The organism is Mesorhizobium sp. B263B2A, assembly GCF_020165775.1.
In the GTDB taxonomy this organism is placed as follows: Bacteria; Pseudomonadota; Alphaproteobacteria; order Rhizobiales; family Rhizobiaceae; genus Mesorhizobium; species Mesorhizobium opportunistum.
Window position 1 is genome coordinate 51,614 of the sequence record NZ_JAIUIU010000018.1, and the last position, 24,242, is coordinate 75,855.

Sequence of the window (24,242 nt, forward strand, 5' to 3'; positions counted from 1 at the left end):
CTTATCTGATGGGGGGAAACTGCATTGCGAGCGGTGATGATCGACGTCCTAGGCGGTGATAAACATGGGGCAACCGCCGATGCGCGCCTCGCGGCAATCGTCGATTCCTCATTCGACGCCATTATCAGCAAGGATCTGAGCAGCGTCATCCAAAGCTGGAACCAGGCGGCGGAACGCATGTTCGGTTACAGCGCCGAGGAGGCTATCGGCCAATCCATCCTCATGCTCATTCCCGATCACCTCAAGAGCGAGGAGACCGAGATCATCGCCAAGGTGCGCAGCGGCGAGCGGGTGGCAAGCTACGAGACGACGCGAAGGCGCAAGGACGGCACGCTGATTGCCGTGTCGCTGACCGTGTCGCCGATCAAGAACAGCCATGGCGAGATCATCGGCGCCTCGAAGATCGCCCGCGACATTTCCGCCGCCAAGGAGAGCGAGCGTCGGATCAGGCTGCTGATGCGGGAGGTCAACCATCGCGTCAAGAACCAGTTCGCGGTCATCCTGTCGATGGTCCGGGAGACCAGCAAGCGCTCGAGCGATCCGCACGAGTTCGAAGAGATGATCCGCGCCCGCATCATGGCGCTGTCACGTTCGCACGATCTGCTCGTCATCTCGGAATGGGCGGGAGCGAGCCTGTTCGACCTGATCCAGGAGCATCTCAAGCCCTTCGGCCGCGAGGAGCAGATCCTGCTCTCCGGACCGGTTCTGACGCTGCAGTCGAACGCGGTGCAGAATCTCGGCATGGCGTTCCACGAGCTTGGCACGAACTCGTCCAAATATGGCGCCCTGGCCAGCGAGGCCGGGCGGATCGAGATCACCTGGACGATAGATTCCGGCGCGTCAGGCCGCGATGCCTTGGGCGAGCGAGAATTCCAGCTGCTCTGGAGCGAGACATCGCCGCCCTATGCCGGCGACAGGCGCGAGGAGACGACGCGCAAGGGGTTCGGGACGGTCGTCCTGCAGCGCGTTGCACCGCAGTCGCTGGGCGGTTCCGCTACCCTGGAGCGGTCGCCCGGGCATCTCAGCTGGAAGTTGTCCGCGCCGCTGGCATCGATCATCGTGCCGCAGGCCGGTACCGAGGCCAACAACGATACGGGCTTCGGAACTTAGGCACTGCTTGCCAGCCTGCTTATTCGACCAGGATGTGCGCCTCGCGCGCGGCCTCGACAAACGCCTCCCTGGCGACATCGGAAGACATGTCGCCGCTGGCCGCCCGGCGACAGGCGCGCAGCGCCGACTGATGTTTCAGGCTGCCGGCGTCGCGCCAATGTGTCGTCAGCAATTCGATGGCCTGCTGGGTGTTGGACAGGTTGCGGGTGGCGCCTGTGACGCCGACCGAAACCAGCACGGGCTTGGAAAACCACGCAGTCTGCATTGAAACCTCGACAATTCTCCAGCCCCTAAACGCCCGGCGGCGGCGTGAGGTTTCATCGCGGCCGATCACTGTCGCGTGAGGCCGCGGGGCGCCATCGCCAGTGAGCCGATCATGTTGGGCTAGAGGATATTGGTCGTCACCTCGACGATGATCGCGGCGCCTTCCAACGTGCCATCCGGGACATGCACGACGCGCGAGACCCGCAGATCCTGTGCGCTTCCGTCAACCGACAGGGAAACGCTCTCCCCGATCCGCGGCACGGCTTGGAAAACGACGTCCGTGGCCTCCGGCCGGTTGTCGATGGATATGCGGCAGTTGACGGTCATGAGATGTCTCCTCGTGTCTGGCCATGGCGTCAACGCAGGGTCGATCGAATGGTTTCAGGAGGGACGGTTTGAAAACATGACGCTGCCTGGCTGAAGGGCTGGTTCCCGCTCATGGGCTCGAACCACGATTCACGCCTTCAAAGGGCGCTGTCCTACCATTAGACGAAGCGGGAGAAGTCGGACCGTTATGACGCCGGTACGGTGGGCCGTCAATTCGGGATATCGTCTGGCGGATCTTCGCAGCGATAGACCGGGCAGTGACCGTCGCGGGACGGGATATAGGCCGACATCGGCACTTCCGGCCAGTCGCACTCGTTGCCGAACTGCCTGACATAGCGGTCATAGGTGTTCGGGCCGGTGGTCAGAACCACGGCGCGATGGCTCTGGATCATGGCGCGGATCTCGTCGCAGTTCAGGCGGCGGCTGTCGGGGCGGGCATCGGCGAGAGCGGTCGTCGCGAGCAGCGTCGCCACAGCCATCAACACGATACGAATAGACATGAGGGCTTCTCTTTGTTTGACGCGATTTGCGGAGTCCGACGGGTAGAAAACGACTCCCCGCTGGAGTTCATCCGGCAGGCATGCATGTTCCCACAAAACCACTATCCTGTCCGGCGGTTCCGCGACAGTTTCTTCTTTGAGGCGGGGCGCAGGCTTGCGCAACCAAATGATGCGTCGCGCATTGCTGGGAATGCAAAACAGGAAGCCTTACGAGACGCCGCAATGGTGGCCCGGAAACGAGCGCCGCGAAGCCATGTGCTGTTCCTTCTGCGGCGGCCGAGACCACCGCTATGACGATTGCCCGCAAAGGACCGATCAGGCTGCCGAGCGGCCCACCGACGATGAGGGAAAACCCCGCTGAGGGTCAAACATGCTTTCAAGCAAGACAAGGGGGCAAGCATGACAAGGGGGGGCAAGCATGACAAGGCGGGCAAGCAGGCGACTCGGACGGACAGCGCCCCCGCCAGGCGGTGCGGATGCTAGGAAGGATCCCATCAGCCGAAGAAGGCTGCCAATGCCTGCGCGGTTTGCGCCGGTGCCTCTTCGGGAAAGAAGTGGCCGCCGGGCATTGCCTGGCCACGCACGTCATCGGCCCAGCCCCGCCAAAGGGCCAGCGGGCCGCCCTCATCGGAATACCACTCGGCGAGTGCCCCTTGTTCGCTCCACAACGCCAGCACAGGACAACGGATCGTTCGGCCCGCAGCCTTGTCGGCGTGATCGTGCTTGCGGTCGAGCGTGGCTGCTGCCCGGTATTCCTCGCAGATCGCGTGGAGGTGGGCGGGGTCGCGCAAGGCATCGACATAGGCCTGGCGAACATCGGCCGGAAATACCGCAGGCGAGGAGCCCCAGCCGCCCAGTGCGTTGTCGACGATCGCTTCGGCGGCTGCCGCGAGGATCTTTTCCGGCAAAGGCTCGGGCTGCGCCAGCAGGGACCAGGGCCAATAGCCGAGCGCCAGCCGGGCGTCGGCCCGGTCCCAGGCGTCGGCCGTGGGGACGATGTCAAGCACGGTCAGCTTGTCGACGCTGTCGGGATGATCGAGCGCCATGCGGTAGGCGACGCGCCCGCCGCGATCATGGCCGGCGACCATGAAGCTGGCAAATCCGAGCTTCCCCATCATTGCCACCATGTCGGCGGCCATGGCGCGCTTGGCATAGGGGGCGTGGTCCGCGTCCGAGACGGGGCAGGAACTGGCGCCGTAGCCACGCAGATCAGCGCAGACGACGGTGAAGCGGTCGGTCAGCCCTGGCGCCACGTCGCGCCACATCAATTGTGTTTGCGGAAAGCCGTGCAGGAGCAAAACCGCCGCGCCACTGCCGGCATGCCGGACAAACAGGCTGGCTTCGCCGACCTCGACCTTGGTGCTTTGAAAATCATCGAACATGGCGGTGCCTCCGCCACGCGCAACGGCGGAAGCCTGATTTGGTTGCGGGGCCATGCCAGCTCTTTTGGCTGCCAACCTTTTTCGCTGAAAGGCGTTGTCCCTGCGAAGGGAAGGCCGCGGCAACGCGGCCCGTAAGAGAAGGAGACCGAGATGAAATCTCTCGTCATCGCATCATGCGCCCTGATGCTGGCCGTGCCGGCGGCAGCACAGACAAATCAGCAGCAGGACCCGGCCCAGCAGACAGACAAATGTCGGGCCCAGACGGATCCGGGCGCCAAGAAGCAGGCCGGCAACGGCAATTTGACGGAGAAGCTCGACGACTGCGGCGGGGTGCTGAAGCCACCGGCCACCGGCGACCAAGGAATGGCCGCACCGGCTCCGGACGAGGGCAAGACCCCGGTGATCAAGCCGGGCGAGGTGCCGGCCCAGCCACCGGCAAAATGATGCGGCGAAAGCCGGTATTCTGGTGCGCGGCGGAACTCGACTGTTGGCGAAACGTTTCTTTCGCAACTTCTAATCTTAGGAGATGCTCGTGAAAGATGTCGCCAGCACTGCCATGATTATTGCCTCGATCGCCATTGTCATCGCCCTGATGCTGATGGCGCCGAAGAGCTTTGGGTTCGAGGCTTCCCACCCGATTGTGAATGGCGATCCGCAGGCCCGGTAATCACGACTTTGCCGCACAAACAGTGCGATACATGTCGCCCAGAAGTGGCTTTGGCTTTGATAGAACGCATAAAACAAAAGATCTAAGGCGCGCACCTGCATCGGTTCGCGATGTTGGGGCTATTGGAGGATATGCGCTTCGCGTGCCGCGTCGATCATCGCCCGCATTGCCTTTGCCGGCGGCGCCCAGCCATCCAGGGCATCTCGACAGCTGCGCAATGCCGCCCGGTATCGCCGGCCGTGGCCGAACGGCCAGTCGCCGAGGCATTCGAGGCCCTCCCAGGCGCTGCGCACCACGCGCACCCGCTCGGGGGCAAATTTGAGGTGGACGGGTCGGGGAAAGATCTTGTCGTTCAACGGTCGTCTCCGTGACTGGTGCATGCCGCCACGAAAGGGGCGCCGGATAACGTCGCCGACAAGGGAGGGTTCCAAGCCCGATAGATTAATTTTCAATCGCGCGCGACGGCGTCCGACAGAGGCCTCGGCGGCGGCAGATCGGCGTCCTGCGCCTGCGGCCTGTCATGGTCGAACTGCTCGGTGCCGGGCAAAGCATGCAGCCAGGTTTCGCGCCGGCCGATCCACAATTCATATTCGGGCGCGAGGTCGGTCGGCGCGACATCCAGGCTGCCGAGCATCACCTCGGCCTCGTCGTCGTTGACCCACGCGACCCGGCTGCCACAGGTCGGGCAGAAACTGCGGGTGCCGTAAGTGGCGACGACGCCCGATGTCTCGAAGGCGTCGCGCGGCCAGATGGCAAAGGCCGAATAGACCGAGCCGCCCGCCTTGCGGCAATCCTTGCAGTGGCAAAGGCCAATCCGTGACGGCTGGCCGCTGACGACGAAATGCACGCCGCCGCACAGGCAGCTGCCGGTCCTGCGTATGGTGTGGGACATGGTTGCAGCCTCCGTTCTCGCCAGTCCGGCTTCGCGGCCTGCCTGGCCTCGTCAGTTTGGCAGTTCACCGTACCGCCGAGGCCTATCCGCGCGCGGCCATGTGGTTGTCGAGCTTCTTCCTCGATGGGCCATAGCGTTTGATGATGGTCTGGGCCTCGCTCTGCGGGATCCCGTATTTGCGCGCGAAGGCGGCAACCTCATAGGTGTCTTCGCTGGAAACCAGCTTGCGGTCCTGCTTGGTCTTGGATTTATCGTCGGGCATGCCGGGCCTCACTTTCTGTCAGCCGCATGGTCGCGCGGACATCGAACCACCGTGGTTCGGCAAGCGATGCCGCGGTCAGACATAACAGCGATCGGCGCTGCTGGTTCCATGACATGCGACGGACGCGTGCACAAGGCCCGCCCGGCGCGGAGCGCAGGCCGCCGGTTCAGGCCGAGGGATGGACCGGTCCGGCGTCGTGGCTGCCGGCGTCGCCACATTCGGCGCAACGGGTGCTGGCGCCAGGACAGCCGCGCTGGTGCGTGCCGGCCGGGCAGCAAAGGCCGTTTGAACTCGTCCAGCGCGGACATTGGAAAACCTGCCCGGTGCCGCCGCAGCCAATACACTCCAGAACCGGTGACCGGACCAGATAAGATTTTGCCCCTAACTTGATACCCACGCCCACTTTGAACCCACCCGAAATCGCTGCACTGGACACCAGTGCATTAGCCCCAGCTTAATATTAGCACGATCATGGTTACGAACAAGTTTCACGATTCCGCTGCGAGGCGTCGCAAAATTTATTAATTAAATTAAGCACTTGTGGAATATCAGGAGGAGGCCCTGGGCGAGCTGCTCAAGGCCAGTTTCAGCGGCTGGAGCGAGCGTGTTGGCAGCGATGGACCGAAATCGGTTTATGCGGGTTTGCAACATCCGATGGCAGGCTTTGGAAAAAACTTCACCCGATATGTCGGATCGGCGCCAGGCGGCACGTCCTTTGGGGCGAATGAAACTGGAGACAAACCCATGCCCTCGCAAATCACCCAATCGTCCTGGCAGACAGCGGCCCTTCTCGTCGCCCGCCTGATCTTCGCCGCCGTCTTCCTGATGGCGGTGACCTTCAAATTCATGGGCATGGAGGCCACGGCCGGCTACATCGCCGCCGCCGGCTTTCCGTTCCCGCTCTTCCTCGCCTGGTGCGCGGCGATACTGGAGGTCGCGCTGGTGCTGTGTTTCCTGAGCGGCGCCTTCTTCACGCAGGCGGCCCTTGTCGCCGCCGCCTATGTGCTGTTCCTGGCCTTCGCCTTCCACGGGCCGAGCCACTGGGCCGGCAACCAGGCCGAGTTCGGTTTCTTCGTCGACCATTTTTCCTTCGTGGCCGGGCTGCTGTTCGCCGCGGTGCATGGACCGGGAACGGCGCTGGCACTGAACCTGGGATGGCCGGGCAGGGCGTGAGCCAGCCCGGCTTCGGTCGTGGCCTCACATCTGGTCGTTGTAGGGCTCCTTCATCTGGCCGACCATGCGGGCCAGTTTCGAAAAGGACGGCATATCCGCCTCCGGCTGGCATTGATTGGCGAGTTCCAGCAGCCGGATCGGAAAGTTGACGGCGTCGCGGCTCGACGCCGACATGCCGCCGGACCGTTCCTCACCGGTCTCGCCGGCCTCGGCCTTGCGCAAGGCGATGTCGATCTCCTCCGACGTCAGCACGCCCTTTCGAACCAGCACGTGGTTGATCGATGCGACGGCCATCAGCAGGCCCTCGAGTTGCAAATTGGCGACGTTCATGGTGCTTTTTCCCTCCATTGACCGCAGTTGAAACGCACCAGCGGCATTTCCGATCCGAAGCGCAGGTCGGCGCCGGGTAGGGGCTATTCCTGCGTCAGGCGCTCGCCATATTCGCGCCACAGCGCCTTGACCTCCAGGCTGCCGAGGCGCGGGATCGAGGGATCGCCGCAGGTGATGGCGACGGCGCTGATGTCGTAGTTGGCAAAAGCATGGGCGACGAAGCGGATCGCTTCGCCAAGCGAGTGCACCCGGATCACCGGGTCGGCCTGGCCCTGGCCGGTGCTGCGCACACCGGAAACCGTTGCCGGAGCATGCCGCATCCTGAAGACGGATGCCATGGCTGGCCTGTCCAAACGTCCTCTCCCACAAAGGCCGAGACGCGAATCATTCCATGAGCTTCAGCTGATGATCCCACAGGTGCGGACCGATGAAAAGCCGGCTGGCAAACGCGGGCATCGGTGGCCGCTTGGCCTGTTTGTCGGGTGAGGGCAGTTATGCTATGATCTGGCCATGGTGCTGATTTGCGCCGAAGACCCGCCGCCTTGGCGGGTTTTGTGTTTTTCCAGCCTCCTCAAGCGATGCCGTTCACTCCTCGGCGCTGCGCCGAGGGAAACAGAATAGGAATTTTTTCTCAGAAAATCGTTGACCGGGTGAGGGCAGCCATGCTACATATTTGGCCATGGTGCTGATTTGCGCCAACGACCCGCCGCCGAGGCGGGTTTTTGATTCTGGAGACGACCTTCTGGGCCCCCGGCGGATCGGTTCCGGTCAGCCAGTCTTCGAGACGATCACGGCCAGCGATGCGAGCTTGCCCTCACTCAGGCTGCGAATGTAGTTCTTGCGCCGCTGCACGAATTCGGCGCCGAGCACGATCTCATTGGCCTGCTGGGCGGGCGACGGCAAGATGCCGGAATTGGCCCTTTTGAGCGCCAGTTCGATGTGTTCGCCCGTTTCGTCGATGATTTCGTCGATCCGGAATCCAGCGTCCACGAACAGGGTTTTCAGGGCACTGCGGTCTACGAGGTGGCTCGTCGCCGGTGAGACCGCCCAGGGCAAGGGATAATACGGCTCTCCGCCAGTAAGCACCGCTTCGGTCCAGATCAACTTGCCTCCGGGCTTGAGCACGCGAAAAGCCTGGCCGATGACCGCGGGTTTGTCGGCGATGTTCATGCCGACATAAAAACAGATCGCCGCATCGAACTTGTCGTCGGCGAAAGGCAGTCTGGTCGCGTCCGCCTCGTGGAAGCGGACCTTCTCGCTCAACCCGCTGAGCTTGGTCAGTTGGGCGGACGCGTCGACAAAAGCCCGTGTCAGGTCTACGCCGTCGACGGCGCAGCCATAGGTGGAGGCCAGGAACCGCGCCGGACCGCCGATGCCGCTGCCGATATCCAGGATGTGGTCGGAAGATGAAGGCGCCAAGCGGGCGGCATGGTCCTTCGTGGCTATCAGTTCGCGGCCATGAAGCTGGTCGAACGGATAGAGTTGCCTGGCATCGAGAGCGTCGATTTTGGCATCGGGGATGGCGGCCAATATGCGCTCGACTATGCCGTCGCTGCCGTAGTGCGTGGTGACGTTGCTCACGGCGCGTCCTCCATCCTCATGCGCAGCTTCCCATCAATGGATGCATTAGGCAACGTGCGGGCGACTGGAGGGCCTTGAGGGCAACGCTGCCGGGAAAAACGAAATAGGAATTTTTTCCCAGAAAGTCGTTGACCGGTGAGGGCAGCTATGCTACATATTTGTCCATGGTGCTGATTTGCGCCAACGACCCGCCGCGAGGCGGGTTTTTGATTCTGGCTCTCCGTCAAGCGAAAGCAGCCCTTGTTTCGAGATTGAAACGTTGGCGGGACAGCACCCCCCTCTGTCCTACCGGACATCTCCCCCGCAAGGAGGGAGATTGGCAGCTTCGTTGGCGGCGCTCTTCTTCCTTCGTTGCCAGAGAACATCTCGGCCAAGAAACTGGCGAGATGCTAACATTGGAGATTGGCGAAACCTTTGATTGCGGCCGATCTCCCCCCTTGCGGGGGAGATGTCCGGCAGGACAGAGGGGGGTGCGAAGGAACGCGAGTTCTCTCATCAAACATCTCGAACCACACACGCCTTCCGCAAGAGACGAACCATGCCACGCTACGCCACCATCATCACCGGCGATGACGGCCGCGAGGTTGTCAGCGCCATCGGGGAATTCGAGGGGGCGGCGCCGCAGGTGCGCCTGGGCCGGGTCGAGCAGGTCGCGCCCGGCGTGCTGATCGGCATGGTGCGGGATGCGGCCGGTGGCTTTTGTTTGCCGCAAGCTGGCGTCGATGGCCGCGCTGTCGGGCTCGCCATGGCGAGGCTCAAGGCACAGGCCGGTGTTGCAAAACCGGCCCGGTCGGCGAAGCCTGCCGAGGCCGCAAGGCCGAAGCGCGCCAGGAAGGCCAGGAAGAAAATCACCCGCTCGAAGAAGCCGGCGAGGCGGGCCAGACCGGCGCTGCCGAAGGCGGCGGTTTCCTCCGGCGACGCCAGCACCGTGGGGCAAGCCGATGGCTGACCAAGCCGATGCCGTGCCGGCGCGGCGCAAGGCGAGGCCGGCAAGGCGTAAACCTGCCGCCAGCCCGGCGATAGTCCAAAAGCCCCGACCGAAGCGGGCGAAGAAGACGCTGGGTGACGACTTTCTCGCCGCCGTGCGCGCCGATTTCCGGGCCCATGGCGCCGGCGTCATTGCCGAGGTGCGGGCCGACAAGCCGGACCAATATCTGAAGATCGTGCTTTCGGTGCTGCCCAAGGATTTCGATGTCTCCATCAACCAATTGGACGGGCTGAGCGATGAGGAAATCCGCAGCCGCATCCGCGCCCTCGAAACCGTCCTCAGACCGTTCCTCGAAGAGCCCGCTGATCTCGGCCAGAACCGAATATCTGGCGCTGCTGGCGGAGCTTGACCGCCGGCGCCGCACCAATCAGTTGGCGGCGTACAAGCCTTATCCAAGGCAGGCGGAATTCCATGCCGCGGGTGCGATAAACCGCGAACGCCTGTTCATGGCCGGCAATCAGCTCGGCAAGACCAGGGCCGGCGGCGCCGAATGGGCGATGCACCTCACCGGCCGCTATCCCGATTGGTGGCAAGGCAAGGTTTTCGACACGCCCGTGCGGCTGTGGGCCGCCGGCGTCACCGGCGAGGGCACGCGCGACAATCCGCAGCGCGTGCTGATCGGCCCGCCGCAGCAGCAGGCGGCCTGGGGCACCGGCATGATCCCGGCCGATGCTATTCTGCAGACCACAATGGGCCGCGGCGCACCCGGCGCGCTCGACAGCGTCGTGGTGCGCCATGGCGGCGGCGGCGACGTGCAGGCCGGCGAGAGCGTGCTGTCGTTCAAGAGCTTCGAGAAGGGCCGCGAGAAATGGCAGGGCGAGACGCTGCACGGCGTCTGGTTCGACGAGGAACCGCCGCTAGACATCTATTCAGAAGGCCTGACCCGCACCAATGCGACGGGTGGGATTACCATCGTCACCTTCACACCGCTGCTCGGGATGAGCGATGTGGTGCTGCTGTTCCTGTCGGCGGGGCAGGTGGAGAAGATGGGGAAGGGGTGAGAGCACTGTCTTCCCTTCTCCCCTTGCGGGAAGGTGGATCGGCGCGCAGCGCCGAGACGGTTGAGGGGTGCTGGCCGCGCCGTCATTGCCAAGCTGGAGCACCCCTCATCCGACCGAGCTTCGCTCGGCCACCTTCTCCCGCAAGGAGAGAAGGCAAGGCCGCCGCGCTCGCTCGGAAAATCTCGCCCCAAACTGATACGACATCTCTCCCAAGCTGATTCAGGCCGCCCCATGTCCCGTCACGTCACCTTCATGACCATCGACGATGCCGGGCATTATTCGCCCGACGAGCGCGCGGCGATCGTTGCCGCGTATCCCGCGCATGAGCGTGAGGCCCGCGCGCGCGGCATACCGGTGCTGGGCTCGGGCCGCATCTTTCCGGTGGCGGAAGAATTGATCGCCTGCGAGCCGTTCCGGCTGCCGCGCTACTGGCCCAGGCTAGGGGCGCTCGATTTCGGCTGGGACCATCCGTCGGCCGCGGTCGAGCTCGCCTGGGATACGGAGGCCGACGTCGTCTATGTCAGCAAGGCCGTCCGCGCCTCGCAGCAGACGCCGGCGATGCAGACGCTGACGCTGAAACCATGGGGCGAATGGCTGCCCTTTGCCTGGCCGCGCGACGGCCGCCGCGAGACGCTGGAAGGGGCGGGCGTGGCGCTTGCCCGGCAGTACTCAGCACACGGGCTGAACATGCTGACGCGCCATGCGCAATTCCCCGACGGTTCGGTCTCGGTCGAGGCCGGGTTGATGGACATGCTCGACCGCATGCAGTCCGGCCGCTTCAAGGTCTTTTCCACGCTTGTAGAATGGTGGGAGGAGTTCAGGCTTTTCCACCGAAAAGACGGCCAAGTTGTAAAGCTAAAGGACGATCTGATGGCGGCGACGCGCTACCGCAAGCTGACGCTCGCCTATGTCAGCGGCTCCGGCGCCTTGCCGACAACGGCAGGCGGCATCTGGCTGATGTTCGACCGGACAGGGGACAAGGGGGCGGATGGGCTTGGGGCCGGTGATTTCACAGGGCCGGCTTCCTCGGTGAGCGACAACATCGTCACCTTCAACGGCACATCGGGCAAGGCGGGCAAAGACAGCGGCATCAAGGCGAGCGACCTGATCGCCGGGCCTGCGTCGGCCGTTGCCGACAACATCGCCACGTTCAATGGCACCACAGGCAAGATCGCCAAAGACAGCGGCGTGGCGGTGTCGAGCCTGGCGCCAAAAGCCAGCCCGACGTTTACGGGTGTTCCAGCCGCTCCGACAGCCGCGCCCGGCACGAACACGACGCAGCTTGCGACGACGGGGTTTGTCAAGGCGGCGATCGATGTCGTGCTGGGTGGGGTGTCAACGACGTTTGACACGCTGGCGGAGATTGCGGCGGCACTCGGTCTACTGGCCCCGATCGCCAGTCCGACATTCACCGGGGCGCCCGCTGCTCCCACCGCCGCGCCAGGCACCAACACCACGCAACTAGCGACCACGGCTTTTGTGGCGTCCAGTATCAACTATAGCACGGGCAATGCCGCCTTGGTGGCAGGCGGTATCGGTACTTACAGCCTCTGCGCGACCAGTCCGGCTGCATCCCTGGGCACCGGTCAGGTGGTTGCGGGAAGCACGCTTAAATATTCACATGCCGCCGGCAACCCTAGCGGCACTACATCTCCACCTGGAAGTTGGCAGTGTATGAGCGCGACTAGTTCTACTGGTGGTGCTGCCGGCGTGGCAGTATTCTTGAGGGTCTCGTGATGGAATACCGCAACGCTACTTACAACCAGGCCGGCACCATTGACGTGGAGATCGATCACGCTGATTTCGGGTGGATACCCTTCACCGCGTCGCCGGATGATCCGGAGCCGCTCGGCAGGGAGCTTTATGAAGAGATTACCAAGGACTCCTCGGTTGCAGCTTATGTGCCGCCCCCGCCGGCCCGCCAGCAGGTGGCGAATCCGTTGTCCAGGCACGCATCATCGACGCCGGCATGATGGGCGCCGCCTATACAGCTTTGACAGCAAACCCGATCTACTTCGCGCGCCCTAAACGACGGGAGGCTTGGCAGCTTCGGCTGCTGCCTCATCAAAGCGTAGCGGCACGGCATCAACCGCCGCGGTCGCGAAAAAGTTCCAGTTTCGAAGATACCCAAAGGCACGGGTGGCCTCGACCCGGATTCTGTCGATTGCCCGCTTGTTTCTGTGGAGTGGCGGTGTGAATTGGATCTGGGTCGGAGAAGCGGTATTCCCGGAAATGAAAAGAGCCTGGACGCAGAGCGCTGGCATCAGCTGGTAGATGTTGTTGCGCGCGCTCGTCATTTGTCCCGGACTGAAGAGTGCGACGTCAACCGGTGCCTTAAGACGCATAGTGCTCTTGAGCAGTCTTCGGGCAGCCCCTTTTGAAATCAGATATCCGCATGAGCCTAGATGCTGCCCGAACAGTCGCGTTACGGAGTATCCATTCTTGGCCGGTGTGTGCCGACTACCAACTCTCACGCGATTATAGAATGTTTCGATCTTGACCAAATCTGCGTCTAGCGGAACCCAACTGTCATCGACAAGCATGGATCCGGCGTCGTGGCTGAAAACGACATCGTCTTCAAACACTACACCATACTGATCAGGCCCGTCGGCGATGATTTCCCAGCAGCGCCGATGACTGAGAAAACAACAGACTTCCGCCTCTGTCAGAGGGAGCGCCGCGAACGGAGCCCCGGCGCGTGCATCGACACCGGCAACGCGCTCAAAAGCAACTCCGATCCGCGAAAATTCCACCGTGACAGCCGCAAGGCGATCGATTGCCCGATCAAGATTGATCACGTAACACTTCACTTGTCGCCCCGCACTGCATGAAAGCAAATCAGCGATTTCTACTTCGCCCCCACATGGCCGTGAAGTTCACAGGTAGTTTTTGCCGCCACTTTCAGCTCTATACGGGCGCCCTTTGGCAGTCAACTTTCTGCGAGCGTAAGTGATCGTGGGCTGTTGGGCCAAGCTTCGAATGCTTGTGATTAATGTGGCGATCAGTTCGGCTTGCGCAGCGCGTTCATAATGAGGTCGGCATCATGGTTGGCGCCGCTTGCCATCGATGCGCACAAGCTGCCCGCCATCATAGGCGTGGATTTCGCCAGCGTTGCTGGCGACTTCCTCGCACAACCCGCGATGTAGTCCGACCACGGCTTGGGCAGCGTCAACCAGTCGCCATTTTGATGATCATCCCTCATCGTAAAACCCCTTCGGCTCACGCCCTGGCCGATCACTATCCAAATTCCTCCGAAAGAAACTCCCCATGGACCGCAACTTCGCGCTGGCGCTTGCGCTTGTCTTGAAATCGGAGGGGGGCTGGTCGGACAACGCGGCCGATCCGGGCGGCGCCACCATGAAGGGGGTGACGCTGGCGAATTTCCGCCGCTATGTCAGAGCGGATGCCATCAAGGCCGATCTGCGCAAAATCAGCGATGACCAGGTCGCGACCGTCTATCGGCGGTTCTATTGGGACGCGGTGCTCGGTGCCGAACTGCCCGATGGCATCGATTACGCCGTGTTCGATTTCGCCGTGAACAGCGGCCCGGGCAGGGCGGCCAAATATCTGCAGGCCGCGGTGGGCGCCGTGCAGGACGGTCGCATCGGGCCGGCCACGCTCGGCGAAGCCAGGGCAAAACCGGCGGGCGTCGTCATCGATCAGCTTTGCGACGCGCGGCTGGCGTTTCTCAAGCGCCTGCCGACATGGGCCACGTTTGGCAGGGGGTGGAGCGACCGGGTCAGGTCGGTTCGCGCCGATGCGCTCAAGATGACGGCACACCCAGCCCCGCCGACGCCAGCCCAGCCAGCCACGGTTCCGCAGGCGTCCACGCCGGTTCCCGCTGCTCCCGAGCCTCCGGCCGCGCCGGAGATCATCCATCCTGCTCCAACCCCGACCGGAGCGCCTGCAACCGTCGAAACCAGATGGCTGTGGCGGCTGCTCAACGCAATCGCCAAAGCCATCTTCAAGAGGAACTGACCATGGCACGCTATGCGAAATTCATCGTTGCCCTTGTCGGCATCGGCACGCTTATTGGCCTGCAACACGCTGGCGTGGAAATCCCCGGCCTTGCCGATATCGTGCGCGATCTGATCGTCGGGGCTCTCGTGGCCGGCGGCGTCTATCAAGTCCCAAACCGGAGGGCATGAGATGGACCATGCTATCACCATCGGCGATGTCCTGATTGCCTCCGCCGTCAGCGTCGCCGTCATTGGTTTCGGCGGCCTGGGGGTATGGGTGCTGTCGCTCTATGCAAAGGGCATGCCGCGATGAGCGCGCTTCTCGCCTTACTGCTCGGCAATCCAACCATCCTGGGCATCGGTGCCGCCATCCTCGCGACACTCGGCTGGGGGCTTCGCCAGCGGTTTGCCGGCGGACGCAGCGAGCGCGCCAGGCAGGCCGCCGCAGAGGCCGCGGCGCGCGACGTCGCCGACCAGGTCCAGAACGATATCGGCGCGCTGCCGGCCGCCGCCGCCCGGAAGGAGCTCAAATCATGGGCAAGGGATTGATGCTGGTGTCGGTCCTGGCCGCAATGGCCGGATGCACAACCGTCAAGGGTGGGTTCTGTGCGGTGTCCAGCCCGCTGCGCCTGTCGACGGCCGCCGTGGACGCGCTGTCGGACACCGAGGTCAAGGCGCTTTTGGCGCACAACCGCAAAGGCGAAAAACTGTGCGGGTGGAAGCCTTGACGGTTGTCTTGCTTCCGTTGGGCTCGGCCCTGCTGCTCGGCGAGTTGGTCACTTTCGGCGCCGGGTCGATCTTCGTTTTCCTCGCCGCAAGGGTGGTGACATGATGCACGATCTCTTCGACCTGCTGGGCATCAAGGGACCTGTCGTCGCCGCCGGTCTTGCCGGTGGTGTCCTGCGCGCGCTGTCGCGCCACCGCTACAAACTGCGCGAAATGGTGGCGTCACCAATCTGTGGCGCGCTTGCCGCTGCCTATCTCACACTGCCCGTGGTCCAATATTCCCGCGCCACCGGCCTGCCGCTGGCCAATGACGACACGACGACGCTCGCGGCGGCCTTTCTCATCGGCATCTGCGCCATGTGGATTTCGGATTTTTTGTTCGAGGTAATCGTGCGCAAATTCAAGCTGTCAACGGAGAAATAACTCCCGGCTTTGCCGGTATCGAGAATCTGCGTCCGACGGCTCGATTGAACCAACGCCCGCCTCGGCTCGCGCCGGGGCGGGCTTTTTGCATTTGTGGCTCATGGCCAGCCGCTGCTATATCCCAGCGCAGGAATGCCGAACTCGCGGTGGCGTTGATCCAGTCCGGACTTATGAATGCTTATTGAACGATACGATGGAAACCGCGAGGCTTTACGGCCTCTGTTTGCCCTGGCAGACGATTCCTCCATGCAGATTTCCGGCTATATCGGTCGGGGCGAGGTGATGGTCGCTCGCGAGGGCGGCCGGATCGTCGGCCATGTGCAGATCATCGAGACGGGCGAGGGCGGTGTCTTCGAACTCAAGAGCCTCGCGGTCCGTCCTGCAAGGCAGAGCGAAGGGTTGGGGCGTGCCCTTGTCGCGGCGGCAATCATCCGCTGCCGTGAGTGCAACGGCCGGCGCCTGATCGTCTCGACCGCTACGGCCGATATCGGCAATCTCAGGTTTTATCAGAGACAGGGCTTTCGGATGTGTCGCATCGTGCAGGATGCGTTCGGGCCATCGACCGGTTATCCCGAAGGCTTGCTCGTGAATGGCATTCCGCTGCGCGACCAGGTGGTCTTCGAACGCGACCTCGGCGCGGATTGAGCACAGCGGCAACAGCTACAAGCTCAGCAAGCGCGGCATCGCGACCATCGAAGTCAACGAAATAGCCCGCTTCGGTTCGCCGGAGCGGGCTATTTCGCGCTTTTACCCTAGGCCAGAATGTTGACGGCTCGCGCCGCGACCAGCGCGATCGTCAGCAGTGAGATCATGGCTTCCGCCATCATCAGCAGCTTGGCGCGCTGGGAGAGCGGCAAGGTGTCGGTCGGCGAAAACGCCGTCGCATTGGTGAAGGCGAGGAAGAAATAGTCGACGAAGCCGGGCAGCCATTGGGCCAGCTCGCGGTCGTTCAGGGTCATCTGTGCAAACAGGAAATCGGCCTGCGCGAGCTTCACCAGTCCGCAGGTCGGCGGCCCGCCACGGTCGGTGCTCCAGAACCACAAGGCGAAGACGATGACGTTTGTCACCCAGATGTTGAGTGCGTCGATCAGCAGTGTCGTGCCGCTGTTGCCGGCGTGTCCCTCCAGCAAGGCATGCACCAGCAAGACCAGCGAGCCGCAATTCATGACGCTGATGACGGCGGTCATCGTCAGGGCGGTTCGGCGGATCATGGCGCGAAACTGGCCGATGGCATGCCATTCGTGGTCCTCGACCGCTTTTCTGGTGGCGACCTGCGTCCATGCCGTCGCCACGGACAGCGGCACGAGCAGGGCCGCTTCCAGTCCCGGTGCCAGCCAGCGCGGACCGAATGAGAGATTGTTGATGACCAGAAGCTGCAGGCAGATGATGACGAGAACGGCTGCGCGCGCCAGCCAGAAGTCGAGCGCGCGGTAGTGAATGACGGCATGTTGATGGCGCATCTGGAATCCGGATGTTCAGACAGGGCTTCAGGCCGTGTGCCTGGGGAAGGCGGGCCGCGGAGCGTTGAAATTCCGGTTCAATCTTGGTGTTGCAATGGCACGCAAGTATACTTTTTTGTAAGCTTTGGCGTTTGGGCTGTTCGGCGAACCGGACGATGTGATTTAAGCGCCGCATGGTGGGGATCGATGACTCCTTGGATCGCTGGGTGCCGGCGGGGCTGCCTGCCCCGGGCTTGAGTTCGTCATCTGTCTGGTCCGGCCTGCTTCGCCAACCCCGGTATTTGCTGGCGCTTCTGTGTCTGGCGCAGATCTTGTGCTGGACGGTGGTGCCAGCGCTCGTCGATCCCGCGCCGCCCGGCGATGTCGTGGAGGGCTTCATGTGGGGCCGCGAATGGGTGCTTTTGACCTACAAGCACCCGCAGCTCCCTGGTTGGCTGCTCGAGACCAGCCATCTTTTGACCGGATCGTTCCGCTGGCCGCAATATCTGCTCGCCCAGCTGACCATCTCCGCGACCTTCATCCTGGTCTATCTGCTGGCCCGCGACATGCTGGGTCATAGCCGGGCGCTGGCTGCCGTGCTTTTGATGCCATCGGTCTATTTCTTTGGCTGGCCCACCCCGCAATTCAATCACGACTATGCGCAGATGCCGTTCTGGGCGGCGATCTGCTGGCTGCTTTGGCGCGCCGGCCGTGGTGGCGGGCCGGGCTGGTGGCTCGCGCTCGGGCTGGTCTCGGGCGTCGGGCTCTATGCCAAATTCTCCACCGGCCTGCTGCTCGCCTTCGGCGCTCTGTGGCTGTTGTCCGATGCGCGCGCGCGCAGCCGGCTGGCGACACCTTGGCCGTGGCTTGGCCTTGCCGTCTTTCTCGCCGTCGCCACGCCGTTGGCCGTCGAGCTCTACCGTATCGATTTCCTGCCGCTGACCTATTTCGCCGGCCGTGACGAATGGGTGACTGAACACCGAGCGCGCCTTTATTATGCCGGTGTCCAGATGGCCGGGCTCTCCGGCTTTTTTCTGGTGCTGGCGATATCAGGGCTGCTGCGGCGCTCGCCGGCTCCGCAAGAGCCCGTCGAGCGCGGCTCGCGTGTTTATCTCATGTGGATGGGCCTTGGGCCCGCGGCGCTGGTCATGGTCGCCTCGCTGTTTACCGGCACAGGCGAAGCCTGGGGCGCGCCGATGTACAATCTTGTCGGCGTCGTCGCGCTGGCGTTCTTGGGCCATCGGCTCGGCGCCACAGAGATGCGAAAACTGACGATCTGCGCATTCATCTGCATCGTCGGCATGTCAGGCGCCTATGCGGCCATCCGCTGGACGGACTGCAATGTGCGCGGGCGCATGGACGCCGTTTGCTGGCCGGCACGACCGATCTCGGACGAGGCCGAGGCAGTCTGGCACGCGGCTGTGCCCGGCCGACTCGACATCGTCGGCGGCGACACCAATCTGGCGATGCTGGCGGGTCTCAATGCCTATGACAAGCCGTCGATTTTCACCGACCTCGATATGCGGTTCGCGCCCTGGATCACACTGCAGCGGTTGCACGACCACGGCATGCTGATGGTTTGGCTGGGCCATGGCGTGCCACCGCAGTTGCACTCATGGCTGGACAACATTCCGGTCAAGACCGTTCTTTTCAACTGGTCGCAAGAGGCGCCGCCGGTGGCGATCAGTTTTGCCGCCATCCCGCCCGGCACGCGCCTGCCGCTTGCTGTCGACAGCCCGGCTGGACAACCGCACAGCTGAAGTCCACGGATCCGGTTCCGCGTCGTGCCATTTCGTCGGGGCATGGCCGCACGCACCGCCGGCGCCGCGCTCGGGCGACTGGACGAAGTCGCCGACAGTGCCCATTTATGGGAAATCCAATTTGTTGTCGTGCAATTCAAGACGGAAATCGCGGTCCGTTTTCCGTGAATTGCTTTTGAGGAGAGGTGACATGGCGACTTCGACCGAACGCGCAGTACTTGCCGGCGGCTGTTTCTGGGGCATGCAGGATTTGATACGGCGCTATCCCGGCGTCATCTCGACCCGTGTCGGCTACTCGGGCGGCGATGTGCCAAACGCCACCTATCGCAATCATGGCACGCACGCCGAGGCGATCGAGATCAATTTCGATCCGGCCGTGATCAGCTATCGCACGCTGCTGGAGCGCTTTTTCCAAATCCACGATCCGACGACACGCAACCGACAGGGCAACGATGTCGGAATGAGCTACCGTTCGGCGATCTACTACACCAGCGACGAGCAAAAGAACGTCGCCGAAGACACCATCGCCGATGTCGATGCCTCGGGCCTGTGGCCCGGCAAGGTCGTCACCGAAGTCGCGCCGGTCGGTGCTTTCTGGGAGGCCGAGCCGGAGCATCAGGATTATCTGGAGAAATATCCCAACGGCTACACCTGCCATTTCGTCAGGCCAGGCTGGAAGCTGCCGGTTCGAGAAAAAGCGGTACCGTAGATTCAGTCATACGACAGGATTTGAGAAGCCGCGGAGCGCTCGCTCCGCGGTTTCTTCTCATTGCAAATCCTACTTGCCGCAATGCTTGTCGTTAACCGTCGGCGCGGTGGTACCCGGCGACATGCCATTGGCATCGGGCTGCGCGCCCTGCGGATGGGCAGGACAATTCCGATCCGCGTTGGAGTTCATATCATCCAGCGTGCCAGTCGTGCTGTTGGTCACCGACGGGTCGACGGTGTTGGGCGAAGCTGGCGTATTCGGATCGACCGTGACCGACCTGCCGCTACCGGCTCCGTTGGTGCCGCTTGTGTCATTGCTCTGCGCCATGGCCGATGCGGCCAGGCCGATGGTGAGCGTCGAAGCTGCGAGGATTTTCATGAACATGGTTTGTCTCCATTTCTGTGAACTCGTCGCGTAGCGACTGGTGGGACAACCTCTCGGTCTGATGAAGGTTCCCGATAAATTCTCGCGCCGCCAGAGCCAATCGCTCCCACTCTGGCGCAATGCTTTTGGCGCAGTTCGCTGAAAAAAACGGCTTCCCCAATCGATCGAATAGTGCTTTAACGCGCCCATCCACAGGGGTGCTCCGTACGGTCGGGGCTGAGACGGGGGCGGCAAGCCCACAGACCCTAGAAGCTGATCTGGGTAATACCAGCGGAGCGAGGCGGGCTATGTTTTCAGGCGCACAGATTTCCCTATATCCCATGGCCGACGATTTCGTCGGCGTCATTTTGGGCGCGCTCGGTGCGCTCGATCCCTATCGTGACCGGCTCAGGATCGAGACCGACGACATCTCGACCTTGCTGGTCGGGCCGCCCGAAGTGCTGTTCCCGGCTCTGCGCGACCTGTTCGTGGCGGCCGCGCGCAGCGGCAAGCATTGCGTTTTGTCAGCCGCCATTTCGCGTGGCTGCCCAGGCGAGCCGGACGATCCGATCTGCCGCTCCGAGGCCTTCGGCGGACCTGTCGGGCCGCTCGGCCCGCGCAAGGAAGCCGCCATCGCAGCCGTGCATGGCGCGGTCGCCACCGGCCAGCCGGCGGCGGCGCAATTCTCGCTTTATGTGATGGGTACCGGTGACCACATGGACGAGATCTATGGTTGCATCGATTTCTTGAAACAGTCCGGCGTCTACGATCGCTCCAAAAATTTCTGCACCAAACTGCGCGGCGATACGGGCGCGATCTTTTCGGCGCTCAACGAAGCTTTCTGCCGCTTCGGGCCGGGTGCCGGCCACGTAACCCTCGACGTCACGGTTTCCGCCAACAGCCCCACTGCTGTCTGAACCGCTCGCGCCGATGCGCGACCGTCAAGGTTGTCCTCTCGTGGTCTCATCGTCATTCAGCCGCCCGCGTCACCTCGCGGGCATCCTCGCCAAGGCAGTACCGGCCGTAATGTCGGTCGGGTTGCTGCTCGTGGCCTGGGAACTCTACGCTACCTATTCCGGCATCAAGCCGACGACTCTGCCGGCGCCCTCGCGTGTCTTTGAGCAGGCGATGCTCAATCGTGACGCGCTGGTCGACAACGCCATTCCCACCATCCGCGCCACGCTCATCGGTTTTGCCTTTTCGCTCAGCGCCGCTTTCGCGCTGTCGATGTTGGTAGACTTCTTCCAGCCGCTGCGGCGCGCGCTTTTTCCCGTCTTCATCATCAGCCAGACCTTGCCGCTGGTTGCGATCGCGCCGCTGGTGGTGCTGTGGTTCGGCTTCGGGCTGGCGCCGAAGATCATGCTGGTGGCGCTGGTTACCTTCTTCCCGATGCTGGTGGCGCTGGTCGAGGGCTATGAGGCAACCGAGCCCGAGATCGGCCAGATGCTACGCGCCATGGGGGCAGGGCGCTGGCGCGTCTTCGTGCTGGCGCGGCTGCCTTCGGCGCTGCCATATTTCTTCGCTGGCCTGCGGATCTCCATCACCTATGCCGTCGTCGGCGCCATCTTCGCCGAATATGCGGGTGCCGCCAAGGGGCTGGGCATCTACATGCTCAACGCCAAGAACAATTTTCGCCCCGACCTGGTGCTGGCCGCCGTCGGCGTCAGCGCCGCGCTTACTCTCATCCTGTTCGGATTGACGGTGCTGCTGCAGCGCTTGGCCATGCCCTGGGAACGGGCCGCGGGCAAGCAAGCCGCGGCAGAGGCGGCGCGGAGATGAGCCGGCTCGAATTGCGACATGTGCGCAAGGCGTTTGGCGGGCTCGACGTTCTTGCCGACATTTCGCTCAACGTCGGTGCCGGCGAATTCGTCTCGATCCTCGGACCGTCGGGCGCCGGCAAGTCGACGCTGTTCCAGCTTCTGACCGGCGCCGAACATGGCGAAGGCGAGATGTTGTTCGACGGCGTGCCGCTCGACGATCACGGCCGGCATTTTGCCTTCATGCCGCAGCGCGATGCGTTGATGCCGTGGCGGCGCATCCTCGACAACGCGACACTCGGGCTCGAAGTGCAAGGCATCAAGCGCAAGGCAGCACGGGCGCGGGTCGCGCCGCTGTTCGCCGAATTCGGACTTGCCGGCTTCGAGCGGCATTTTCCGGCGCAGCTTTCGGGCGGCATGCGCCAGCGCGCGGCGCTGTTGCGCACGGTTGTGCAGGAGCGCGACATGCTTTTGCTCGACGAGCCTTTCGGCGCGCTCGACGCACTGACCCGCGCCGCCATGCAGCGTTGGCTCGAGCAGATGTGGCGGCACCATCGCTGGACGGCACTGCTGATCACCCACGATGTGCGCGAAGCCGTATACCTGTCCGACCGCATCTATGTGCTGTCGGCGCGCCCGGCCCGTGTGCTGCGTGAGATCAGGGTGCCGTTGCCGCGTCCGCGCGACCCGACCGGTGCCGCCGCGCGCCAGGCCATCGCACTCGAGGCCGAGATCCTCGACATTTTGCTCAACCCTCAACCCTCCAAAGGACATGACCATGACTGATCTGACGCGCCGGCAGGCCTTGCTGCTTACCCTCGCCAGCGGTCTTCCGCTGATCGCCGGACCGGGCCGCTCTTTCGCGGCGATGCAGAAAATCACCGTCGCTTTGGACTGGACGGTCAACACCAACCACATCGGGCTGTTCGTCGCCCGCGACAAGGGGTTTTATTCCGACGCCGGCCTCGAGGTCGACATTCTGCCCTACAGCGATACCGGCGCCGGCACGCTGGTCGCCAACCGTGTCGCCGATTTCGGCATCAACGGCACCATCAGCCTGTTCACCCAGAAAACCGCCGGAGCGGACTTGAAAGCCGTCTACGCCGTGGTGCAATCCGAAACCGGCCGGCTGGTGTTCAATGCCGCGCGCAGCGACATCAAGAGCCCGAAGGACCTTGAAGGCCTGACCTATGGCGGTTTTGGCAGCGCCTGGGAAAACGCGCTGATCTCGACCATCATCCGCCATGATGGCGGCAAGGGCAATTTCGAAACGGTGACGCTCGGCACCTCCGCCTACGAAGCCCTTGCCAACGGCACCGTCGACTTCACGCTGGAGGTTTTGACCTGGGAGGGCGTCGAGGCGGAACTCAAAGGCGTCCATCAGCGCAGCTTCGTCTATGCCGACTATGGCGTGCCCGACGAGCACACGATGCTGATCTCGTCGAGCGAGGCGTATCTGTCAGCGAACCCTAAGCTTGCGGAGGCCTTCATCGAGGCGACGCAGCGCGGCTACCGGTTCGCCGTTGAGCATCCCGATGAAGCGGCCGCGCTGCTCATCACCGCCAACAAGGATGCGCTGACCAATCCGGCGCTGATCAAGGCCTCGCTGAAGGCGCTGATCGACGGGCACTATCTGCGCGCGGAAAACGGCGCCATCGGCGGGATGGATCCGGCCAAGATGGACGCGATCGGCGACTATCTCTTCACTGCGGGCATTCTGCATGACGCCGATGGCAAGGTTCTGACGCAACACCCTGATTTCACGAAGTATTTCAGCAATTCAACTCTGGGCTAGGCGGCCAATCCGGCTCTCGGAACTGATGGGTCCTCATCAATCGCGCGGATGCGCAGACCTCGGCTAATTCCGGGCGATCTCATAGAGCAAAGTTGTTTTGACGTGCCGCCCGGGCTCGCCCTGCAGTGAAAGAGCGGATGTATATAGTTTCGCGACTGCCGGGCAGAGACCTTCGAATTCCGGGCTGACATTGGCAATTGCATTCATCTCGGTGGGAGTGCCGCCAGCGTTGATGAAGGCGTCGGCCAGCAGTGACCAGTCCTCATCGCTGGCTGAAGCGGCAGCCAGACCGCTCTTCTTCGCCGCGCCGAAGGCGTGGAACAGGGTGGCTCCGATCTTGTCCATGTCGGTCAGGAAATCCCGATCCGGCATGCTGAGCGCGTCCGGCCCGTTGCGAAGGTAGTTGTTGCAAGTGACTGGGGCTTCCCGCGCCATGACATGGTTGAGCATGGCCAATTGTGCACGCAGCGCCTCGGCGGCATTGCTGTCTGGGGACGAAGACAGCAGGGATGCGTATCTTTGCCTGAGGCCGGCGACCGCCATCCTGCTCGTGTTTCGCACTTGCTCCACGCTTCCAAGTCTGGCCGCGGCAGTGATCTTTTCCACGACGGCGTCATAGTCGTCTGGAAACTCCTGCTGGATTGCCATGAATATCTGGCTTCCCTGGCTCTGAATCTGTTCGCTCACCTGAGCTGTGGTCAGGGTCTGCGGATCGGGCGAGCCCGCCACTGTCTGGTAGAGATATTTGCCGCCGGCAAAGCCGAGCGCCCAAGGCAATATCTTTACCGCAACGAAAGACAAAGCGGCGACCGCCGCCACGCCCAAGCTTCTCCA

The 24,242-nt window shown here is 63.0% G+C and carries 36 protein-coding genes, 1 tRNA gene, 2 pseudogenes and 1 riboswitch; of the genes and pseudogenes, 23 read left to right on the top strand and 16 right to left on the bottom strand.

Going from position 1 to position 24,242, the window contains the following annotated elements; genetic code table 11:
- Positions 1-36: 36 nt before the first annotated feature.
- Positions 37-1,110, top strand: coding sequence for a sensor histidine kinase (locus LB568_RS24420; protein ID WP_224731476.1), 1,074 nt, complete (start codon positions 37-39; stop codon positions 1,108-1,110).
- A gap of 19 nt (positions 1,111-1,129) precedes the next feature.
- On the opposite strand, the gene LB568_RS24425 is transcribed toward LB568_RS24420, so the two are convergent.
- From LB568_RS24425 to LB568_RS24445, 5 genes are all read right to left on the bottom strand, one after another.
- Positions 1,130-1,375, bottom strand: a complete 246-nt coding sequence (locus tag LB568_RS24425; protein ID WP_224731477.1) for a DUF982 domain-containing protein — start codon at positions 1,373-1,375, stop codon at positions 1,130-1,132.
- 119 nt (positions 1,376-1,494) lie between these two features.
- Positions 1,495-1,701: a hypothetical protein gene (locus LB568_RS24430; RefSeq protein ID WP_224731478.1), complete on the bottom strand. Its 207-nt coding sequence runs from the start codon at positions 1,699-1,701 to the stop codon at positions 1,495-1,497.
- A gap of 99 nt (positions 1,702-1,800) precedes the next feature.
- Positions 1,801-1,874 (bottom strand) — tRNA-Gln (locus tag LB568_RS24435).
- A 36-nt stretch (positions 1,875-1,910) separates the two neighbouring features.
- Positions 1,911-2,201, bottom strand: coding sequence for a hypothetical protein (locus tag LB568_RS24440; RefSeq protein WP_140576252.1), 291 nt, complete (start codon positions 2,199-2,201; stop codon positions 1,911-1,913).
- Between the two features lie 494 nt (positions 2,202-2,695).
- On the bottom strand, positions 2,696-3,583 hold the full coding sequence (locus LB568_RS24445; protein WP_013894485.1) for an alpha/beta fold hydrolase: 888 nt from the start codon (positions 3,581-3,583) through the stop codon (positions 2,696-2,698).
- A gap of 150 nt (positions 3,584-3,733) precedes the next feature.
- Here LB568_RS24445 and LB568_RS24450 point away from each other — a divergent pair, with 150 nt between their 5' ends.
- Both LB568_RS24450 and LB568_RS33565 read left to right on the top strand, forming a co-directional pair.
- A complete protein-coding gene (locus LB568_RS24450) occupies positions 3,734-4,027 on the top strand; it encodes a hypothetical protein (protein WP_013894486.1) in 294 nt (97 codons plus the stop codon).
- Positions 4,028-4,115: 88 nt separating this feature from the next.
- Positions 4,116-4,250, top strand: a complete 135-nt coding sequence (locus tag LB568_RS33565) for a hypothetical protein (protein ID WP_013894487.1) — start codon at positions 4,116-4,118, stop codon at positions 4,248-4,250.
- A 119-nt stretch (positions 4,251-4,369) separates the two neighbouring features.
- Here LB568_RS33565 and LB568_RS24455 read toward each other — a convergent pair whose 3' ends face one another.
- The 3 genes from LB568_RS24455 to LB568_RS24465 all read right to left on the bottom strand — a co-directional run bounded on the left by LB568_RS24455 (position 4,370) and on the right by LB568_RS24465 (position 5,404).
- Positions 4,370-4,606 (bottom strand): DUF982 domain-containing protein, encoded by a 237-nt coding sequence (locus tag LB568_RS24455; RefSeq protein WP_013894488.1) that lies wholly within the window; start codon positions 4,604-4,606, stop codon positions 4,370-4,372.
- A 92-nt stretch (positions 4,607-4,698) separates the two neighbouring features.
- A complete protein-coding gene (locus LB568_RS24460; RefSeq protein WP_013894489.1) occupies positions 4,699-5,142 on the bottom strand; it encodes a GFA family protein in 444 nt (147 codons plus the stop codon).
- Between the two features lie 82 nt (positions 5,143-5,224).
- The gene (locus LB568_RS24465; protein ID WP_013894490.1) at positions 5,225-5,404 is read right to left on the bottom strand and encodes a DUF3606 domain-containing protein; all 180 of its coding nucleotides are present in this window, start codon (positions 5,402-5,404) and stop codon (positions 5,225-5,227) included.
- Between the two features lie 744 nt (positions 5,405-6,148).
- Here LB568_RS24465 and LB568_RS24470 point away from each other — a divergent pair.
- Positions 6,149-6,577, top strand: a complete 429-nt coding sequence (locus LB568_RS24470; protein ID WP_023779775.1) for a DoxX family protein — start codon at positions 6,149-6,151, stop codon at positions 6,575-6,577.
- A 24-nt stretch (positions 6,578-6,601) separates the two neighbouring features.
- Here LB568_RS24470 and LB568_RS24475 read toward each other — a convergent pair whose 3' ends face one another.
- From LB568_RS24475 to LB568_RS24485, 3 genes are all read right to left on the bottom strand, one after another.
- Entirely contained in the window at positions 6,602-6,907 is a 306-nt protein-coding gene (locus LB568_RS24475; RefSeq protein ID WP_013894492.1) for a hypothetical protein, read from the bottom strand.
- 83 nt (positions 6,908-6,990) lie between these two features.
- Positions 6,991-7,245, bottom strand: coding sequence for a hypothetical protein (locus LB568_RS24480; protein WP_013894493.1), 255 nt, complete (start codon positions 7,243-7,245; stop codon positions 6,991-6,993).
- Between the two features lie 430 nt (positions 7,246-7,675).
- Positions 7,676-8,488, bottom strand: coding sequence for a class I SAM-dependent methyltransferase (locus LB568_RS24485; protein WP_224731479.1), 813 nt, complete (start codon positions 8,486-8,488; stop codon positions 7,676-7,678).
- 538 nt (positions 8,489-9,026) lie between these two features.
- Here LB568_RS24485 and LB568_RS24490 point away from each other — a divergent pair.
- The 5 genes and pseudogenes from LB568_RS24490 (at position 9,027) to LB568_RS24510 (ending at position 12,450) form a co-directional block, all read left to right on the top strand.
- Positions 9,027-9,437 carry a hypothetical protein gene (locus LB568_RS24490; protein ID WP_224731480.1) on the top strand — a complete coding sequence of 137 codons (411 nt, stop codon included), beginning with the start codon at positions 9,027-9,029 and terminating at the stop codon, positions 9,435-9,437.
- Positions 9,430-9,825: a hypothetical protein gene (locus LB568_RS24495; protein ID WP_224731481.1), complete on the top strand. Its 396-nt coding sequence runs from the start codon at positions 9,430-9,432 to the stop codon at positions 9,823-9,825. The genes LB568_RS24490 and LB568_RS24495 overlap by 8 nt, the downstream gene beginning before the upstream one ends.
- A pseudogene (locus tag LB568_RS24500) lies at positions 9,713-10,441 on the top strand (terminase large subunit domain-containing protein); the annotation flags it as partial. The gene LB568_RS24495 and the pseudogene LB568_RS24500, both read left to right, overlap by 113 nt.
- 279 nt (positions 10,442-10,720) lie before the next feature.
- Positions 10,721-11,365 (top strand): annotated as a pseudogene (locus LB568_RS33860) (terminase large subunit domain-containing protein); the annotation flags it as partial.
- Positions 11,366-12,213: 848 nt separating this feature from the next.
- Positions 12,214-12,450 (top strand): hypothetical protein, encoded by a 237-nt coding sequence (locus LB568_RS24510; RefSeq protein ID WP_013894501.1) that lies wholly within the window; start codon positions 12,214-12,216, stop codon positions 12,448-12,450.
- 51 nt (positions 12,451-12,501) lie between these two features.
- On the opposite strand, the gene LB568_RS24515 is transcribed toward LB568_RS24510, so the two are convergent.
- Both LB568_RS24515 and LB568_RS24520 read right to left on the bottom strand, forming a co-directional pair.
- On the bottom strand, positions 12,502-13,275 hold the full coding sequence (locus tag LB568_RS24515) for a glycosyltransferase family 25 protein (RefSeq protein WP_318013300.1): 774 nt from the start codon (positions 13,273-13,275) through the stop codon (positions 12,502-12,504).
- Positions 13,276-13,478: 203 nt separating this feature from the next.
- Positions 13,479-13,679, bottom strand: a complete 201-nt coding sequence (locus tag LB568_RS24520; RefSeq protein WP_150111206.1) for a hypothetical protein — start codon at positions 13,677-13,679, stop codon at positions 13,479-13,481.
- A gap of 65 nt (positions 13,680-13,744) precedes the next feature.
- Here LB568_RS24520 and LB568_RS24525 point away from each other — a divergent pair, with 65 nt between their 5' ends.
- The 7 genes from LB568_RS24525 (at position 13,745) to LB568_RS24550 (ending at position 16,230) form a co-directional block, all read left to right on the top strand.
- Complete coding sequence (locus LB568_RS24525; RefSeq protein WP_013894504.1) at positions 13,745-14,455, top strand: glycoside hydrolase family 108 protein; 711 nt, start codon at positions 13,745-13,747, stop codon at positions 14,453-14,455.
- Positions 14,456-14,457: 2 nt separating this feature from the next.
- Entirely contained in the window at positions 14,458-14,625 is a 168-nt protein-coding gene (locus tag LB568_RS24530; RefSeq protein ID WP_013894505.1) for a hypothetical protein, read from the top strand.
- Between the two features lies 1 nt (position 14,626).
- Positions 14,627-14,749: a hypothetical protein gene (locus tag LB568_RS33570; protein ID WP_263497202.1), complete on the top strand. Its 123-nt coding sequence runs from the start codon at positions 14,627-14,629 to the stop codon at positions 14,747-14,749.
- Entirely contained in the window at positions 14,746-14,985 is a 240-nt protein-coding gene (locus tag LB568_RS24535) for a hypothetical protein (protein ID WP_013894507.1), read from the top strand. The genes LB568_RS33570 and LB568_RS24535 overlap by 4 nt, the downstream gene beginning before the upstream one ends.
- Positions 14,970-15,164 carry a hypothetical protein gene (locus LB568_RS24540; RefSeq protein ID WP_013894508.1) on the top strand — a complete coding sequence of 65 codons (195 nt, stop codon included), beginning with the start codon at positions 14,970-14,972 and terminating at the stop codon, positions 15,162-15,164. The genes LB568_RS24535 and LB568_RS24540 overlap by 16 nt, the downstream gene beginning before the upstream one ends.
- Before the next feature lie 103 nt (positions 15,165-15,267).
- Entirely contained in the window at positions 15,268-15,585 is a 318-nt protein-coding gene (locus LB568_RS24545) for a hypothetical protein (RefSeq protein WP_041164749.1), read from the top strand.
- A 246-nt stretch (positions 15,586-15,831) separates the two neighbouring features.
- Positions 15,832-16,230: a GNAT family N-acetyltransferase gene (locus tag LB568_RS24550; protein WP_224731484.1), complete on the top strand. Its 399-nt coding sequence runs from the start codon at positions 15,832-15,834 to the stop codon at positions 16,228-16,230.
- Between the two features lie 107 nt (positions 16,231-16,337).
- On the opposite strand, the gene LB568_RS24555 is transcribed toward LB568_RS24550, so the two are convergent.
- Positions 16,338-17,045 carry a hypothetical protein gene (locus LB568_RS24555; RefSeq protein ID WP_013894511.1) on the bottom strand — a complete coding sequence of 236 codons (708 nt, stop codon included), beginning with the start codon at positions 17,043-17,045 and terminating at the stop codon, positions 16,338-16,340.
- Positions 17,046-17,356: 311 nt separating this feature from the next.
- Between LB568_RS24555 and LB568_RS24560 the strand changes: the two genes are divergently transcribed.
- The 3 genes from LB568_RS24560 to msrA are packed head-to-tail and all read left to right on the top strand — an operon-like array spanning position 17,357 to position 19,493.
- Positions 17,357-18,784 carry a glycosyltransferase family 39 protein gene (locus tag LB568_RS24560; RefSeq protein WP_224731485.1) on the top strand — a complete coding sequence of 476 codons (1,428 nt, stop codon included), beginning with the start codon at positions 17,357-17,359 and terminating at the stop codon, positions 18,782-18,784.
- A 42-nt stretch (positions 18,785-18,826) separates the two neighbouring features.
- Entirely contained in the window at positions 18,827-18,952 is a 126-nt protein-coding gene (locus LB568_RS33575) for a hypothetical protein (RefSeq protein ID WP_263497206.1), read from the top strand.
- 22 nt (positions 18,953-18,974) lie between these two features.
- Positions 18,975-19,493 (top strand): peptide-methionine (S)-S-oxide reductase MsrA, encoded by a 519-nt coding sequence (msrA, locus tag LB568_RS24565; RefSeq protein ID WP_013894513.1) that lies wholly within the window; start codon positions 18,975-18,977, stop codon positions 19,491-19,493.
- 69 nt (positions 19,494-19,562) lie between these two features.
- Here msrA and LB568_RS24570 read toward each other — a convergent pair whose 3' ends face one another.
- The gene (locus tag LB568_RS24570) at positions 19,563-19,877 is read right to left on the bottom strand and encodes a hypothetical protein (protein ID WP_013894514.1); all 315 of its coding nucleotides are present in this window, start codon (positions 19,875-19,877) and stop codon (positions 19,563-19,565) included.
- Positions 19,878-20,060: 183 nt separating this feature from the next.
- Positions 20,061-20,174: riboswitch (TPP riboswitch) on the top strand.
- Here LB568_RS24570 and LB568_RS24575 point away from each other — a divergent pair.
- The 4 genes from LB568_RS24575 to LB568_RS24590 all read left to right on the top strand — a co-directional run bounded on the left by LB568_RS24575 (position 20,165) and on the right by LB568_RS24590 (position 23,408).
- Positions 20,165-20,773, top strand: coding sequence for a YkoF family thiamine/hydroxymethylpyrimidine-binding protein (locus LB568_RS24575; RefSeq protein ID WP_140576230.1), 609 nt, complete (start codon positions 20,165-20,167; stop codon positions 20,771-20,773). Its footprint overlaps the riboswitch before it by 10 nt.
- Before the next feature lie 13 nt (positions 20,774-20,786).
- Positions 20,787-21,635 carry an ABC transporter permease gene (locus LB568_RS24580; protein WP_412033927.1) on the top strand — a complete coding sequence of 283 codons (849 nt, stop codon included), beginning with the start codon at positions 20,787-20,789 and terminating at the stop codon, positions 21,633-21,635.
- Positions 21,632-22,399, top strand: coding sequence for an ABC transporter ATP-binding protein (locus tag LB568_RS24585; protein ID WP_140576228.1), 768 nt, complete (start codon positions 21,632-21,634; stop codon positions 22,397-22,399). Before LB568_RS24580 ends, LB568_RS24585 begins: the two co-directional genes overlap by 4 nt.
- The gene (locus tag LB568_RS24590) at positions 22,392-23,408 is read left to right on the top strand and encodes an ABC transporter substrate-binding protein (RefSeq protein WP_224731486.1); all 1,017 of its coding nucleotides are present in this window, start codon (positions 22,392-22,394) and stop codon (positions 23,406-23,408) included. The genes LB568_RS24585 and LB568_RS24590 overlap by 8 nt, the downstream gene beginning before the upstream one ends.
- Positions 23,409-23,471: 63 nt before the next feature.
- On the opposite strand, the gene LB568_RS24595 is transcribed toward LB568_RS24590, so the two are convergent.
- The gene (locus tag LB568_RS24595; protein WP_224731487.1) at positions 23,472-24,227 is read right to left on the bottom strand and encodes a hypothetical protein; all 756 of its coding nucleotides are present in this window, start codon (positions 24,225-24,227) and stop codon (positions 23,472-23,474) included.
- Positions 24,228-24,242: the final 15 nt, after the last annotated feature.